We start from the raw sequence: 15,310 nt of genomic DNA, 5'->3' as shown, positions 1-15,310 counted from the left end.
GGAGGTCGCCGTCCGCCGGGTCGCGGCGGGCCAGTCGCTGCTGGACCCCGCCTCGACGCAGCGCGTGCTCGAGCGCATCCGGCACGGCGTCGAGCAGCCGCGCGAACTCGCGTCGCTCACCGATCAGGAGCGCCGGATCCTGGAGTACGTCGCGGAGGGGCTCACCAACCGCGAGATCGCCGGCAAGATGTTCCTCGCCGAGAAGACCGTGAAGAACTACGTGTCCAGCCTGCTGGCGAAGCTGGGCCTGGAACGCCGCACCCAGGCGGCGGTGCTGGCCACCCGCCTGCTGGGCGAGCACCCACGTTAGGAGCAGGGGTGTGACGGGGTAGATACCCCGGCCATGACGGACTACGGCATCCACTGTTCCCACGAGCAGATCCCGCCCGCCGAGTTGCTCGCCGCGGTCGTCGCCGCGGAGCGGGCCGGCTTCGACGCCGCGATGTGCTCCGACCACTTCTCACCGTGGAGCGAGCGGCAGGGCCAGTCCGCCTTCGCGTGGTCCTGGCTCGGCTCCGCGCTCCAGGCCACCACCTCCCTGTCCTTCGGCGTGGTGAACGCGCCCGGCCAGCGCTACCACCCGGCGATCATCGCCCAGGCGATCGCCACCCTCGGGGCGATGTACCCCGGCCGGTTCTGGGCGGCGCTGGGCACCGGCGAGAACAGCAACGAGCACATCACCGGGGGACTGTGGCCGCGCAAGGAGATCCGCAACGCCCGGCTGCTCGAGTGTGTCGGCGTCATCCGCGACCTGCTCGGCGGGGCCGAGGTGAGCCGCGACGGGCTGGTCACGGTCGACCGGGCCCGCCTGTGGACGCGACCCGAGACGCCGCCACCGCTGATCGGGGCGGCGGTCAGCACCGAGACGGCCGCCTGGTGCGCCGGCTGGGCCGACGGCCTCGTCACGGTCAACGCGCCCGAGGACCATCTCCGGACCATGATCGCGGCGTACCGCGACGCCGGCGGACGCGGGCCGGTCTGCCTGCAGGTGCATCTCAGCTGGGCGCCGACCGAGGCCGAGGCCGAGGCGATCGCGTACGACCAGTGGCGCGGCAACGTCTTCGCGCCGCCGGTCTGCTGGGACCTCGCGCTGGCCGAGCACTTCGACGTGGTCGCCGAGCAGGTGCCGCTCGCCCGGGTCCGCGAGGTCGTCAACGTCTCCGCTGACCTGGGTCGCCACGTGGAGTGGCTGCGGAGCTACGCCGCCCTGGGCTTCGACCGGATCTACCTGCACCACGTGGGCCAGGAGCTGACCGGGTTCGTGGAGACGTTCGGCGCCAAGGTCCTGCCCGCCCTGCGTTAGGGCGTGGCCCGTCTCAGCCGGCCCGGCCGAGACGTGCGAGCACGCGAGTGGCGCGGTCGGTGCGGTCAGCGTCGGTCGGGGCGAGAGTCGGTCGGCACATGCCGTCCATGTACAGGGCGCTGCCGAAACTGTCGGCGCCCCGCTCGATGCGGTCGAGTTCGGCGTCGGTGAACGCGGCATCAAGCCCCACTGCGCGGGCGAGGTCCCACCGGTGGACGTACATGTCCCATACGTAGAACTGCTCGACGGTGCCGCCGACAGTCGTCGGGCCCAGGAAACCGTCGTAGGCGCGGTCGACAAGTTCGTCGTCGGTCAGTGCGTCGAGGACGCGGCGGCTGTGCTCGGCCCACGCGGCAGCGGGGTCGACGATGAGGTCCGGCGCGTCGCCGAGATCGACGCCATGGTCCGTGAGCGTCTCGCGCTGGGTCCCGATGAGGTGCCCGACGACGTCCCGGGCGCTCCAGCCCTCGCAGGGGGAAGGGGCGTCCCACGCGTGTGGCGGCACCGCGTCGACGACGGCGGTCAACGGGCGCAGGGCGGTCTCGTAGTGTGTCGCTGTGTCAGTCATGGGTGAGACCGTAGGGCGTGGCTTGGGGAGCGGACTTGAAGAAACCCGACACACGGGCGCCGACGTTGCGGACGAGGCCGGCGTCGTCGTGGGCACGGTGCGCAGGGACCCGCTGGAGTTGGCGCGCCTGACGACCCCGCGGGAGGTCCATCACCGGATCTACCGGCATGCCGTGAGCCCCGACCTCACCAGCCTGCTGCGCCGGTTCTTGATTCCGGTCTGGTCCGTGCCGCCGGGGGAAGAGGCGCCGCGCAGGGTGCTGCAGGACCCGGTCTGCCAGGTGGTGATCGGCGGGGACTACGCGCGCTTCTACGGCGTCGCGCCCGAGCTGTCGACGACGACGCTCACGGGCGACGGTTGGGCGGTCGGGTTGACGCTGGCGCCGGCCGCGGGCTACCTGATCGGCGGCCCGGCCGGGGCATGGAACGACCGCTACGTCGACCTCGAGGCGGTGCTCGGCGACGACGGGCGGGAACTCGCCAGCCGGGTGCGCAACCTCATGGCGCCCGACCCGCACAATCCAGCGGCCCACCGGGCCTCCATGAGCGCGTGCGAGGAGGCCTTGCGGCGCTTTCTGCCCGTCGACGCCGAGGGCGAGCTGACGAACGCCGTGGTGGCGGCGGTCGAGCAGGATCCGGAGATCTCGCAGGTCGCGCAGATCTGCGAGCGGTTCGACCTCGGCGAGCGGGCACTGCAGCGCCTGGTGCGCCGGCGGCTCGGGCTTACGCCCAAGTGCCTTCTCCAGCGGCGGCGGTTGCAGGAGGCCGCCGAGCGGCTGCGTGAGGAGGCCACCACGCATGCCGAGCTCGCCGCCGCCGTCGGCTACGCCGACCAGTCGCACATGATCCGGGACTTCATCCATGTCACCGGGATGACACCGGGGCGATTCCTTGCGCGGTAGCGCAGTGGTTAGGGAGTGCCGGAGAGTTTGTTGTACTCGTCGGCCCGCTCCTGGCCGGACAGCGCCGCGATCGCGTCCATGACGCGGTCGGTGGCCTCGCGGCGGGCCCGGGCCGCGAGGCGCGCCGGCGGCCCGAAGTGCAGCGGCTCGCCGAAGCGGACGGTCACCCTGCCGGGCCGCGGCAGCCGGGCGCCGACGGGTTGCACCCGGTCGGTGCCGATCACCGCGACCGGAACGACCGGGGCGCCCGAGGCCAGCGCCAGCCAGGCCACCCCGGTCCGCCCTCGGTAGAGCCGTCCGTCGCGGGAGCGGCTGCCCTCCGGGTGGATGCCGAACGCGCGCCCGTCCTTGAGCACGGTCAGGGCGGTCTCCAGTGCCTCCTGCGCCGCCCGGTGCTCGCCGCGGGGCACGGCGACCGCGCCGACCGCGGTCAACGTGGTCCGGGTCAGCCATCCGCGCGGTCCGCTGCCGGTGAAGTATTCCTGCTTGGCCAGGAACGCCACCGGGCGCGGTGCCACCAGGGGAATGATGAAGCTGTCCAGGAAGGACAGATGGTTGGCGGCCAGGATGACCGCGCCGTCGCGGGGCACGTGGTGGCGGCCCTCGACGCGGGGGCGGAAGGCGGCGTGGGCCAGCGGAACGAACATGGCCCTGGCCAGGTGGTGCAGCATCATCAGTGCTCCAGGTACGCGTCGATGGCGGTGTGCAACAGGGCGTCGGCGTTGGTGCCGATCACCTCCAGGCTGCCCCACATGCCCAGCTGGGCGATGCCGTGCAGGTTGGCCCAGAAGGCGGCCGCGACCTTGTCGGCGTCGGGCCGCCCGGGGCCGAGCAGGTCGATGAGGACCCGGAACAGCGGCCGGCTCGCGGCGCGCACATCCTGCTGGTTTCCGCGCAGCAGCTCGTGGCGGAACATCAGCTCGAACATGCCGCGCTCGTCGCGGGAGAAGCCGAGATAGGACCGGCCGAGGGCGAGCAGGTCGGCACGCGGCTCGCCGTGCGGCTCGCGGGCGGCCAGGCGGGCGGACAGCCGCTCGTATCCGACCCTCGCGATGGCGGCGAGCAGGTCGCGGTGGGTGGGGAACCAGCGTCGCGGCGCGCCGTGGGACACCCCGGCGCGCCTGGCGATCTCCCGCAACGACAGGGCGCCCGAGCCCCGCTCGGCCACCAGCTCGACCCCGGCCGTGACGAGCCGGGCTCGCAGGTCATCGGACATAGACACTGTCTACCATCCGCCGTAGACAGTGTCTACATCGACGCGGTGTGAGCCGGCGCATCCCGGCGCCGTGTGTACGATCGCCCCCATGGGCCTGCGGGAACGGACGCGTCAGGCGGTGCAGGCGGACATTGCCGCGACCGCCATGCGGCTCTTCCTCGAACGCGGCTTCGACGCCACGACGATGGAGCAGATCGCCACCGAGGCCGGCATCTCCCGGCGCTCGCTGTTTCGCTACTTCGCCACGAAGGAGGACATCGTCGTCGGCGACCTCGTCGAGTGGGGCCGCCGGGTGCGCCAGGTCCTCGAGTCGCGGCCGCCGGACGAAGGGCCCTGGGAGGCGCTGCGCGCGGCGCTGGAGAGCCTCGCCCACGAGCCGTCCCCGCCACAGTGGGCCGCCCGGGTCGCCACGATGGTCCATGAGACCCCGTCCCTGCGGGCCCGCCGGCTCGAGAAACGCCTGCAATGGCTGGACATGCTGGTCCCGGACATCGAACGCAGACTCGGCGTGGCGCCGGGCAGCGTCGACGACCCCCGCGCGGCCGCGATCGTGTCGAGCGCGCTCGCCTGCCTGGACGTGGCGATCGAGGCCTGGCTCCGCGGCGGCGCCACGAACTCCATCGAGGACCTTTACGACGTCGCGGTCGCCGCCGTCCGCGGTCTTTGATCGCGTACGCGTCAAAGACCGAGCTGGTTTCAAAGATCCAGCTGGTAGAGCACCGAGCGGTGGGTGGGCTCGTAGCCGAGGGTCTCGTTGATCCGGCGCATCCGCACGTTGCTGTCCGCCGTGTCGGTGAGCAGCCCCTCGACCCCCGGGTGGGCGTCGCGGACATGCAGGACCGCCGCCGCCTTCATCCAGCGGGCCAGCCCCCGGCCGCGGTGCCCGGGCAGCACGCCGGTGCCGTAGTGCTGGGCGTCGCCGGTGCCGTCGCCCGGCACCACCAGCTCCGAGAAACCCACGATCTCGCCGTCGGCCTCGTGCATCGCCGCCACCGTGCAGAGAATGTCGCCGCGCTTGGTCACGGCGGCGGCGATGGCGCGGACCCGATCGACGTCCCAGGCCTCGGCCGCCACGTCCGCCTCGTCCATCGGCATGTCGTCCATCGCCGACCGTGAGGCGGCGAACGTCGGCGCCAGGTCGCCGGCGACCGTGCCCTCCCAGCTGTGCAGCCGATAGCCGGGATGCGGCTCGCCGGCGAACGCGGTCATCCGCGCGGCGTCGGTGCGGGCCATCGGCAGCCTCGAAAAGGTCAGATTGAGCACCGGCCGGAACCCGTGGGCGACGAGGAACGGCGCGTCCCCGGTCACCGGCCCGGCGGTCACCGCGCGTCGCTCGAGTTTGCGCGCCGCGTCCACCACGGCGTCGAGCAGCGCGCTGCCGACGCCGCGACGCCGCTCCGCCGGGTGCACCGACACTTCGGCCTCGGACCGGTGCTCCGCGCCGGCGGCCGTCGGCACCCGCAGGTATGCGATCCCGAGCGGATGCCCGCCCTCGCCGGTGGCCACCCAGGCGAGCCGGTACGAGGACGGTCCGGGCTCGGGCTCGCGTAACGCGGTGATCTGCACCGGGTCATTATCCAACGGGCACTCGGGCCGCCGCACACGGCCGTGGTGCGAGCGGATGTCAGACGGCCCGCCTCGTCATCGGATTTACCAGGCGATCGGGGCGTAGTCCTTGAGGAAGCAGCCGTAGAGGTCCTCGCCCTGCTCGCCGCGCACGATCGGGTCGTAGACGCGGGCGGCGCCGTCGACCAGGTCGAGCGGGGCGTGGAAGCCCTCGTCCGCGAGGCGCATCTTCGTCGGGTGCGGGCGCTCGTCGGTGATCCAGCCGGTGTCGACGCTGGTCATGAGGATGCCGTCGGTGAACATGTCCTCCGCGCTCGTGCGGGTCAGCATGTTCAGCGAGGCCTTCGCCATGTTGGTGTGCGGATGCCCGGCGCCCTTGTAGCCGCGCTGGAAGACGCCCTCCATCGCGGAGACGTTCACGACGTAGCGACGGGGGAAGGATGACCGGGTCATGGCCGCGCGCAGGCGGCTGACCAGGATGAACGGTGCGGTGACGTTGCACAGCTGCACCTCGAGCAGCTCCAGGGGCTCGACCTCGTGCACCCGGTCGCTCCAGCTGTTCGTCGGCGCCAGGTCCGGCACCAGGCCGCCGGCGTCGACCGCCGACAACGCGGCGATCCGGTCCGGGCTCGCCGACCCGCCGGTGAGCGCGAGCGCCGTCAGGGCGTGCGGACTGAACATGGACGTCCCGCCGGCGTCCGGGCCGGTGCCGTCGGCCCCCGTGTCGAGCTCGCCGCCCGTGAGCGCCTGGGGATGCGGTGACGGGTTGTGGCCGCCGAGGTATTCGAGCTCCGGCAGCGGGCCGTTCGGCAGAGGCGCCGACTCGGCTGTCACCAGGGCCGCGTACGAGCCGGGCGAGCGGCGTACCGTCTGGGCCGCGTTGTTGATCAGAATGTCCAGCGGACCGCGGGCCGCGACGGAATCGGCCAGCGCGACCACCTGGGCCGGATCGCGCAGATCGATGCCGACGACCCGGAGCCGGTGCAGCCAGTCCGCGCTGTCCGGCATCGCGGCGAAGCGGCGCACCGCGTCGTTCGGGAACCGCGTGGTGATCGTCGTGTGCGCACCGTCGCGCAGCAACCGCAGGGCAATGTACATGCCGATCTTCGCCCGCCCGCCGGTGAGCAGCGCCCGGCGCCCCGTCAGATCGGTACGGGCATCGCGGCGCGCGTGGTTCTCCGCGGCGCACCGGGGGCAGAGCTGGTGGTAGAACGCGTCGACCTGCGTGTAGCGCTGCTTGCAGACGTAGCATCCGCGCGCCTGCTTGAGGACCCCGGCGATGCCGTCCGTGGTCGCGGTGCTCAGCGGCAGCCCGGCGGTCTCGTCGTCGATCCGGCTGGGCGCGCCGGTCGCGGTGGCGGCGGTCACGGCCCGATCGTTGGCGAGGATCGCGTCGCGGCGGTCCCGGCGGCGGCGCATCTTCACCGCCTTGAACAGTCCGGCGGTGGCTCGGCGAAGGGCGACCGCGTCCGGGTGCTCCGGTTCCAGCTCTTCGGCCTCGGCGATGACGGCGATGCACAGGGCGAGACGCTCGGCGTCGATGCGGGTTGATCCAGATGCGGCCGGTTCGGATTCGGCTGATCCGGATGCGGGTGTTCCAGATTCGGCTGATCCGGCTACGGATGGCTCGAACTCGGGCAATTCGGTCCTGGGCGTTTTGCGAAGGCCGTCGGGCGTTTCGGGACCGCTTCCGGGCGCCGCGGAGCGGGACGTTTCGGGCTGGCTGCTGGGCGCTGCGGAGCCGGGCGTCTCGGGGTGGCCGCCGGGCGCCGCGGAGCCGGGCGTCTCGGGGTGGCCGCCGGGCCGGGCGGTCTCGTCAACTGTCGCGGTCATGCTCATCCCGTCGCGGTAGTACCCATGGTCCGCTGGGCACTGTACTTTCCGCGGCGCCGGGGCGACCCTCGGGCGGGGGAGACAGTGGCTTTTCCGCCCGTATCGGCCATGACGGACCGACCGGGTGGCCGGTCCGCGTCGCCGAGCGGTCGCGGCCCCGCGACCGCGCCGGGACCGTGCCGCGAAGGCTAGGAGGCAGGCTCGCGCCGGCTGGACGACTCGACCACCGGCCCGAAATCGGACAGGTCCCGTGGCCGTCGGTCGCGCACTGCCTGGGACGCCGCCGATGGCGCGATCGGCTCCGACGGTGCCGGCGGGGGTGCCATCGGGTGGGGTGCCGACACAGTAGCTCGCACCGGCCCGAAGAAGGCGGGGCCGGAGGACGCCGAGACCGGCGACTCGGGCCGACGTGGCAGCGCGCCGGGCGCGGCGTTGACCGGCGACGCGGGCTGTGCCCGCGCCTCCGGCGATACGGGTCGTCGGGGTAGCGCGCCGGGCATCGCGTTGCCCGGGGCCGCGTTCGGCATCACGCTTGCGGGCAGCGGGCCCGAAAGTGCCGCGCCGCCGGGCGGGTTCGGCGCCGCCGGCAGCCCGGCGAAGGGGAGCGCCCGGTCTGGGACCTGTTCCTCTACCGTCACCCTGTCCCGCATCGGCGCCGGCGCGGATCCCGCCATGGGCAGCCCGGGCACGACCGCCCCGTAAACCCATCCCGTCCCCGGAGCCGGTGCGGACTCCGGCGCGGCGGGCCGTGCGAGCGCTTCCGCGTGCAACGGCGCGGAGGGCAGCATCTCCCGCTCCCTCGGGAGAGCTTCCGCCGGTGAAACGTCCCGGGCCGCGTGGCGGCCGACCGACACGGACGGGTACGACTCGTCGTCCTCGTACTCCGCCAGGCCCGCGCGTTCCTGCAGCCGGCGCAGCGGCCCGGGCGCCCACCAGGCCGCGTCGCCCATCAGGCGTAGGACCGCCGGGACCAGCAGCATCCGGACCACCGTCGCGTCCAGGAAGAGGGCGATGATCATGCCGATGCCGACGAAGCGCATGGTCGTCACCGATGACAGGGCGAACGCGCCCGTCACCACGATGAGCAGGATCGCCGCCGCGCTGATCACGCTGCCGGTGCGGGCCAGGCCGGTTGTCACCGCCTGGGCCGTGGTGGCGCCGCGGGTGCGGGCCTCGACCATGCGGGACAGCAGGAAGACCTCGTAGTCCGTGGAGAGACCAAAGACGACGGCGGCCATCAGGACCACGATGCCCACCTCGAGCGGCGCCGGGGTGATGTGCAGCAGGTCGGCGCCGTGGCCGTACTGGAAGATCCAGACGAGGATGCCGAAGGTCGCTCCGAGGCTCAGCGCGCTCATCAGGACCGCCTTGACCGGCAGCAGGATCGAGCCGAACGCCAGGAACATCAGGAGCAGGGTGGCGCCGACGAGCAGGCCGATCATCAGGGGGAGGCGGTCGGCGGTCGCCGTGATGCTGTCGATGCTGCGGGCCGTGGTGCCGCCGACCAGTACGCGGGTGCCGGCCGGGGCGGGCAGGTCGCGGACGCGTTCGACGGCGTCGCGGGCCTGGGGGCTGAAGGGATCCTTGACGGTGAGGGTCGCGGTGTACGTGACCGCGTTCCCGCCCGATCCGGTGGGCGTGACCGCCGCGACGCCGGGAATCTTGTCCACCGCCGCCGCGAAGGCTTGCGTGGCCTTCGGCGGTCCACCGGTGCCGTGCACGACGATCTGGATGCCGGCGCTGCTCAGGGCCGGAAAGTCCGTCTTGAGGGTCTCGATCGCCTGGCGGGACGGGTCGCCGGGCGGCAGGACCCGTTCGTCGTTCTCCCCGAACCGCACACCCTGGATCGGCGCCGCGAGCACCACGAGGCCGGCGAGGATCGGCAGCGCCACCAGCACCGGGCGGCGCAGCACCGCGCGGGCGAGGTCGGCCCAGCCTGTGCCCGCTGGTCGGGCCGTGGCGCGGCGCGGCAGGCGTACCGGAAGCTTGTCGACGCGGTGACCCAGAACGGCCAGGAGCGCGGGCAGCAGGGTGAGTGACAGCAGGGCCGCGAGGGCCACGGCGGCGAGGCCGCCGTAGGCCAGCGACTTCAGGAAGCCCTGCGGGAAGAACAGCAGCCCGGCCAGGGCGATCATCAGCAACGACGCGGAGAACAGCACGGTACGCCCGGCGGTGGCGACGGTACGGGTGACCGCCTGCGCCGGCGTACGCCCGAAGCTCTGCTCCTCGCGGAAGCGCCCCACCATGAACAGCCCGTAGTCGATCGCCATGCCGAGCCCGAGCAGGCTGGCCACGTTGACCGCGAACGGGTTGACGTCCGTGCGGTACGCGATCGCGTGCAGCACGCCCAGCGAGCCGAGGACCGCGCAGCCGCCCACCAGCACCGGCAGGGACGCGGCGACCAGCGAGCCGAAGATGAACAGCAGCAGGATCAGCACCACGGGCAGCGAGATCGCCTCGGCGAACGCGAGGTCCCGGGTCGAGCGGGTGCCGGAGGCGTCGCCCAGCGGGGCTGAGCCGGCGAGGTGGAGGGTGGCGCCCGGCACGGCCAGCTTGTCGTCGATCTCGCGGAAGGCTTCGAGCTTCTCGCCGTCGTCGGCGCCGGCCAGGCTCACCACGGCCACGGCGCTCTCGCGGTCCGCGGCGGCGTACTGCGCGGCCTTGCCGTGCCAGTAGCCGGTGACCCCGACGACGGCCGACTTCGGCAGCGCGTCGAGCCTGGCCTGGATGCGCGCGCGCAGCGCCGCGTCGTCGATCGAGCCTGTTGTGGGCCGGTAGATCACGACGACGTCGGCGCCCGGTGTGCCCAGTTCCGCGGCGACGACCTCGGCGGCCCGGCTGGACTCGCTGCCGGGGTCGGTGTAGCCGCCCTCGGAGAGTTGGCCGAACACGCCCACGCCCCACGCGCCGGCGGCCGCGACCGCGGCGACCGCGCACAGCAGCACCGACCAACGGAACCGGGCTACGAACGAACCCCACCCGGCGAACACAGGTCCTCCCTCACCCCGAGCCCCGCGTACGGGCTCAGCGCAGCGTTGCCGCCTCCAGCGCGACGCCGCCACAGTCGGAATCGAACGAGTCCTCCGTGACCCAGCTCAGGTTGATCTTGCCGTCCTTCGGCCCGCGATAGGTCACGACGAACGCCACCGTGCTCAGGTTGCTGCCGCGCTCCTCATAGCTGCCGGTGGCGGTCGGGCCGCCGGTGGACAGCTTGGCGGTCAGCTTGCCGCGCCCGGCGAGGGCGCCGACGTAGATCTTGAGCGTGCGCGTCGTGGTGCTCGACGGCGCGGACAGGGTGAAGCCGTTGCCCTTGCCGCAGGTGCGGATGCCGGTCGGCGTCCCGTCGGAGTTGCTCACCGGCGAGCCGCCGCTCCAGACGAAGCGCTGCGGGCTGAAGCCGTGCCGGAAGCGGGGCGCCGTCGGGGCGCCCTCCAGGATCGCGAAGCCGCCGTTCGCCTTGCGCTCCAGGGAGAAGGTGCCCTGCTCGCCCCAGTGCACCCAGTCGCGGGTGCCCTCGTTGCTGAGGTTGACCCCGGCGGGAATGGCGGTGCGGGCGACCGTGACCGACCCGGCGAACGGCGCCGGCGGCTTGCTCGACGGCGGCTTGCTGGTGGTCTTGCTGGGCGTCGGCGACGGGCTGTCCGAGGCGCTCGGCAGCGGGATCGGGAACTGCTCGGGCGGGTTGAGCGGCACGTCGGCGAGGGCCGGCGGCTGCACCGGCGGCATCGCCTGCTTGTTGTTGCGCGCGGTGCCGCTGATGATGAAGCCGAAGGCCACCACGATGAGCACGCCGGCCAGGATCACCGAGGCGGGCATGAGGATCTCGCTGAGCCGCCTGGGCCGATCCTCGAGCAGCTCGGGGGGCACCACCGCGCCGCGGCGTCCGGCGGTCCGATAGCCGTAGCCGGCCCTGGGGGTGGGCGGATAAGGCCGGCGCGACCCCGGCTCGGGGGGCTGGCCCTCGGGCTGTGGCTGGCGACCTGTCGTACGGTCGTCGTCCGGCACCGACCCTCCCGGTCGTTCGAGGGCTTTCGTCCCGGACGGCGCCGTCGACGCCCGGGGCGGTTTGTCCCTGGTACTGAATGCATTTCCTTGCTGGGGAGGTACACCGTCTCACCTTCTGTGAGTGATGGAGAAGAGCGAATTGAGTAACCAACCGTTTTGTTGATCACTCGGCTCGGCGGTTCGGTGGAGGCCTGCTCCGGCCGACCGGCCAGGGCGAGTACGGTGTCCGAAGTTTCCCGCGTGTCCTGTCCAGCGGGGCCCGGATCCCTTTGCGATGAGGAGAAGTCAGAGCAGATGACTGTCCAGGACAAGACCGACGGCAAGCGCGGCCAGGCGCTCGCGGGAGCGCTCGCCGGAGTCGCCGTGATCGCTGTGCTCGTCGCGGTCTTCGTCGGCATCCAGAGGTCGGACGACGACAAGGCCACTCCGGCCGCCGGGCCGGCCGCGGCCTCGGCTCCGGCCGCCGACGCGCCGACACCCGCCGCGCCGACACCCGCCGCGCCGAGTGAGGCGCCCGCGCAGGACCCCGTCGACCCCGCCCTGCAGAAGAAGCCGGTCGTCAAAGCCGGTACGGGCGACGTCACGAAGCTGGTCGTCAAGCAGCTCGTCGCCGGCAAGGGCCCCAAGCTGGTCGCCGGCCAGACGATCCGGGCCAACTACATCGGCGTGACGTACGCCGACGGCAAGATGTTCGACTCCTCCTGGGAGCGCGGGGAGCCCGCCGAGTTCCCGGTCGGCGTCGGCCAGCTCATCAAGGGGTGGGACCAGGGGCTCGTCGGCGTCCCGGTGGGCAGCCGGGTGCAGCTCGACATCCCGGCCGACCTCGCGTACGGCGAGAAGACCACCGGCGGACGTCCGGCCGGTGACCTGCGGTTCGTCGTCGACGTGCTGGCCGCGCGGTAGCCGTTACAGCTCCCGCACGATCACGTCCGCCTGCCGGGGGCGGCCCGCCGCGACGGGCCGCTCCTCGACGGTGTACTTGAGGTCGCGCAGCGCCGTCAGCACCTCGTCCACCGAGGTCGGCGCCGCGTCCGCGACCGCGAGGGTCCGCACCAGGCGGCCCTTGGTCGCCTTGTTGAAGTGGCTGACCACCGAGCGGCGCGGCTCGCCGTCCACCACCCGTTCGTGCAGCACCCTCAGCGCCACGGCCCGCGGCCCCGGCGCCGCCATCGCGGCGTAGGCGCCCGAGCGCAGGTCCAGCACCGGACCGTCGTCCGGCAGCGCCTTCGCCAGCGCGGTCCGCCAGTACGGCGTCAGCCCGCCGATCCCGGGCAGCGTGACCCCGGCCGAGCAGCGGTAGGCGGGAATCCGGTCGGTGAGCCGGACGGCACCCCACAAGCCGGAGAAGACGGCGACCCGCGCGTCGACCCATTCCCGGGCCCGCGGGGCGAGGGTGGCGACGTCGAGCGCCTCGTAGAGCACTCCGGTGTAGACCTCGGCGGCCGGCGCGGCGGGTGCGGTGACCAGGGCGGCGTTGCGGTCGAGCTCGGCACGCTGGCCGGCGCTGAGGCCCAGGACCTCCAGCGACTCGGCGACCGCGCGGGCGCTGCGTCGCCCGCTCAGCGTGACCAGCCGGCGCAGCACCCGGCGGCGGGCGGCGGCGAGCCCCGGCAGCCAGAGCGCGGCCGGATCGACCGGCTCCCCGGCGGTGGGCGCGGTCTTGCCCTCGGAGGGCGGCAGCAGGATGAGCACGCCGCGAGGCTACAAGCTCCGCCGGGCCCGCCTCAGCACGGCCGCACCGCCGGGGGACCTCGCTCACTCCCGCGACGGACCGGCCGGAGGGTCGGGCTCGTTCGGCGGTGGGTCGGTGAGTGCCTCCGCCACGCTGGGGTGGACGTCGAGGACGGGGATCAGGCCGACCGTCCGCAACAGGCCGTGCAGCCAGTCGCCCGGCGCGGCGAGGCGCAACCAGCCGCCCGCCGCGGCCGCGCGGCGGTGCCCGATCACGAAGGCGCTCAGCCCGGTCGAGTCGCAGAACTCGACGCCGGACAGGTCGACCACGACCCGCGGCACCGGCCGGTCGAGCACCTGATCGAGGGTCGTACGCAGGACCGGGGCGGTGTCCAGGTCCAGGTTGCCGCGGACGATCACGACCATGGTGTCGTCCGGATCGCCGATGACGGACACGTGCACGATCGGTCTCCTCGCATCGACGGAGACTTCTCTCTGCCCACTCGCCGTGGTCGCGAACCGGCGAAGCCCACTCCTCGTGGTTGCGGAATTCGCAAAGTTCGCTGCGAGACGGCTCAGGGGCGCCGCGGCACCTGCGGGACCGTGATCGTCGTGCGGACGGTGGCCTGGTCGATCTCCGTGGTGCGCACGGTGAACGTCACGTCGTAGGTGCCCGGCAGCGGGAAGGTCAGCGCGCCCAGCGCGTCGTTGCGCGGGTGCAGCGGGAGCATCGGCTGGCTGACCGGCTCGAGGTCCTGCCCCCGCAGCCGGGTCGTCACGGTCCACTCCTGGGCCGGCAGAGGCTTGCCCTCCGGCGTGTACGTGAAGCCGTGAACCGTGTTGTGCTCGCCCAGCTCCACCGGATAGACCGAATACTGCAGGGTGAAGAGCTCCGAGGTGAGGGTCTGCGACACGCCGCGCTCGGTGGAGGCCGCCCGTTCCGGCGCCACGCTGCGGCCGGGTGTCGTCTGCACCAGCACCGCGCTGAGCCCGAGGATCACGACGGTCGCGGCGACCTCGATGCGTACGGTACGCCGCAGTGGGCCGGGTCCCGCCGTGACCACCCGCGCGCGCCGCACGAAGGTCCGGGCCACCGCCGCCACCGCGAGCACGCCTGCCAGGATGGCGACCTTGCCCAGCAGCAGCCGGCCGTACGCGGTGTTCCAGAGCGCGTCGACGGTGCCGAGCTGGACCACCGCCTGCACGACGCCGGCGCCGATCAGCCAGACCACGGCCAGTGCCGCCCAGCGGGACCAGACCGGCAGGATCCGGCCGAGCACCCGCGGGTGCGCGCGGCGCAGCAGGAAGCAGGACAGGGTGACCAGGCCGCCGAGCCACCCGGCCATCGCGGCCATGTGCACCACGTCGGCGGCGATGATCGCGCCCGGCAGCGGCGACTCGGTGGCGTGTCCGGTCAGGGGCCACGTCGCCAGGCCGCCGACGCCGAGCACGAGCACCGCCGCACCGCGTCGCCGTCCGCCGGTGCCGCGCAGGACCGGGGGCAGCAGGGTCGCGACGGCGGCGAGCACGGCCAGGCGGGCGAGCAGGGCCAGCCCGTAGGGGCTCGCCAGCACGTCCGCGAGTTCGGTCACCGAGACATCCCACCAACCGGCGCCGCTGCTGGCGGGGGCCTGGGTCCACAGCGCGCCCAGCGTCGCCGCGGCGGTGCCGATCAGGCCGGCGCGGACCAGCAGGATCGGGCCGCGTCGGGAGACCCGTCGGGGCCACAGGAACGCGAGCAGCAGCGCCGGACCGGCGATCAGCGTCAGGCCGACGTACCCGACGATCTTGAAGGTGGGGCCGGCGACCGCGACCGACGGGTGCACGCCGGTGGGGTCGCTCTCGGCGGGTCGCGCCGACGGCGCGCCCACCGAGAAGGTCATGGCGCCGCCGATCGGATGGCTGTCGGCCGAGACGACGCGGTAGCTGACCAGGTACGTCCCCAGCGGCTGGGCGGCGCGGCGCACCTGGATGCGCAGCGTCGAGCCGGACGCGGTGACCGTGCCGGTGATCCGCTTGCCGTCCGGAGCGAGGACCTGGATGCGGCCCGTGACCGGGGTGACCGCCTCGGTGAAGTTCACGACGATCTCGGACGGGGGAGCGTCGACCACCGAGCCGGGTTCCGGGACGGCCGCCACCAGCGCCGCGTGTGCGCCCGCCGGCGCGGCGGGCAGGACCAGGCTCGCGAGCCCGACGAAGAGCATGATGAGTACGCGAACCGCTCGCGGCCCCCCAGCCGCCCGAACC

At 73.2% G+C, this 15,310-nt stretch carries 14 protein-coding genes and 1 pseudogene; 5 read left to right on the top strand and 10 right to left on the bottom strand.

Annotated features, from left to right (window positions below):
- Positions 1-7: 7 nt before the first annotated feature.
- Together AB0M36_RS28880 and AB0M36_RS28875 are read left to right on the top strand one after the other, a co-directional pair.
- Positions 8-310, top strand: a pseudogene (locus AB0M36_RS28880) (response regulator transcription factor); the annotation flags it as partial.
- 33 nt (positions 311-343) lie between these two features.
- Positions 344-1,303, top strand: coding sequence for a TIGR03885 family FMN-dependent LLM class oxidoreductase (locus AB0M36_RS28875; protein ID WP_364163502.1), 960 nt, complete (start codon positions 344-346; stop codon positions 1,301-1,303).
- A gap of 13 nt (positions 1,304-1,316) precedes the next feature.
- On the opposite strand, the gene AB0M36_RS28870 is transcribed toward AB0M36_RS28875, so the two are convergent.
- A complete protein-coding gene (locus AB0M36_RS28870) occupies positions 1,317-1,871 on the bottom strand; it encodes a maleylpyruvate isomerase family mycothiol-dependent enzyme (protein WP_364163500.1) in 555 nt (184 codons plus the stop codon).
- 22 nt (positions 1,872-1,893) lie between these two features.
- Here AB0M36_RS28870 and AB0M36_RS28865 point away from each other — a divergent pair, with 22 nt between their 5' ends.
- The gene (locus tag AB0M36_RS28865; RefSeq protein WP_364163497.1) at positions 1,894-2,772 is read left to right on the top strand and encodes a helix-turn-helix domain-containing protein; all 879 of its coding nucleotides are present in this window, start codon (positions 1,894-1,896) and stop codon (positions 2,770-2,772) included.
- A gap of 8 nt (positions 2,773-2,780) precedes the next feature.
- Here the strand turns inward: AB0M36_RS28865 and AB0M36_RS28860 are convergent, their stop codons facing one another.
- Complete coding sequence (locus AB0M36_RS28860) at positions 2,781-3,446, bottom strand: lysophospholipid acyltransferase family protein (RefSeq protein WP_364163494.1); 666 nt, start codon at positions 3,444-3,446, stop codon at positions 2,781-2,783.
- Entirely contained in the window at positions 3,446-3,988 is a 543-nt protein-coding gene (locus AB0M36_RS28855; protein ID WP_364163492.1) for a TetR/AcrR family transcriptional regulator, read from the bottom strand. Before AB0M36_RS28855 ends, AB0M36_RS28860 begins: the two co-directional genes overlap by 1 nt.
- Before the next feature lie 88 nt (positions 3,989-4,076).
- On the opposite strand from AB0M36_RS28855, the gene AB0M36_RS28850 reads away from it, so the two are divergent.
- Positions 4,077-4,655 carry a TetR family transcriptional regulator gene (locus tag AB0M36_RS28850; protein ID WP_364163489.1) on the top strand — a complete coding sequence of 193 codons (579 nt, stop codon included), beginning with the start codon at positions 4,077-4,079 and terminating at the stop codon, positions 4,653-4,655.
- Between the two features lie 29 nt (positions 4,656-4,684).
- Here AB0M36_RS28850 and AB0M36_RS28845 read toward each other — a convergent pair whose 3' ends face one another.
- The 4 genes from AB0M36_RS28845 to AB0M36_RS28830 form a co-directional block, all read right to left on the bottom strand.
- A complete protein-coding gene (locus AB0M36_RS28845; protein ID WP_364163486.1) occupies positions 4,685-5,554 on the bottom strand; it encodes a GNAT family N-acetyltransferase in 870 nt (289 codons plus the stop codon).
- A gap of 84 nt (positions 5,555-5,638) precedes the next feature.
- Complete coding sequence (locus AB0M36_RS28840; RefSeq protein WP_364163483.1) at positions 5,639-7,387, bottom strand: SDR family NAD(P)-dependent oxidoreductase; 1,749 nt, start codon at positions 7,385-7,387, stop codon at positions 5,639-5,641.
- Between the two features lie 188 nt (positions 7,388-7,575).
- Entirely contained in the window at positions 7,576-10,377 is a 2,802-nt protein-coding gene (locus AB0M36_RS28835) for an MMPL family transporter (protein ID WP_364163480.1), read from the bottom strand.
- Positions 10,378-10,411: 34 nt separating this feature from the next.
- On the bottom strand, positions 10,412-11,392 hold the full coding sequence (locus AB0M36_RS28830; protein ID WP_364163477.1) for a hypothetical protein: 981 nt from the start codon (positions 11,390-11,392) through the stop codon (positions 10,412-10,414).
- Positions 11,393-11,686: 294 nt separating this feature from the next.
- Here AB0M36_RS28830 and AB0M36_RS28825 point away from each other — a divergent pair, with 294 nt between their 5' ends.
- Positions 11,687-12,295, top strand: a complete 609-nt coding sequence (locus AB0M36_RS28825; RefSeq protein WP_364163474.1) for an FKBP-type peptidyl-prolyl cis-trans isomerase — start codon at positions 11,687-11,689, stop codon at positions 12,293-12,295.
- Between the two features lie 3 nt (positions 12,296-12,298).
- Here AB0M36_RS28825 and yaaA read toward each other — a convergent pair whose 3' ends face one another.
- The 3 genes from yaaA to AB0M36_RS28810 all read right to left on the bottom strand — a co-directional run bounded on the left by yaaA (position 12,299) and on the right by AB0M36_RS28810 (position 15,267).
- On the bottom strand, positions 12,299-13,084 hold the full coding sequence (yaaA, locus tag AB0M36_RS28820; protein ID WP_364163471.1) for a peroxide stress protein YaaA: 786 nt from the start codon (positions 13,082-13,084) through the stop codon (positions 12,299-12,301).
- A 63-nt stretch (positions 13,085-13,147) separates the two neighbouring features.
- Complete coding sequence (locus AB0M36_RS28815) at positions 13,148-13,525, bottom strand: STAS domain-containing protein (protein ID WP_364163468.1); 378 nt, start codon at positions 13,523-13,525, stop codon at positions 13,148-13,150.
- A gap of 113 nt (positions 13,526-13,638) precedes the next feature.
- Positions 13,639-15,267, bottom strand: coding sequence for a copper resistance protein CopC (locus AB0M36_RS28810; RefSeq protein ID WP_364163465.1), 1,629 nt, complete (start codon positions 15,265-15,267; stop codon positions 13,639-13,641).
- Positions 15,268-15,310 lie beyond the last annotated feature (43 nt).

The sequence above is a fragment of the Actinoplanes sp. NPDC051346 genome, from assembly GCF_040682215.1.
Classification (GTDB): domain Bacteria; phylum Actinomycetota; class Actinomycetes; order Mycobacteriales; family Micromonosporaceae; genus Actinoplanes.
This window is presented reverse-complemented; position numbering and strand designations above follow the sequence as displayed.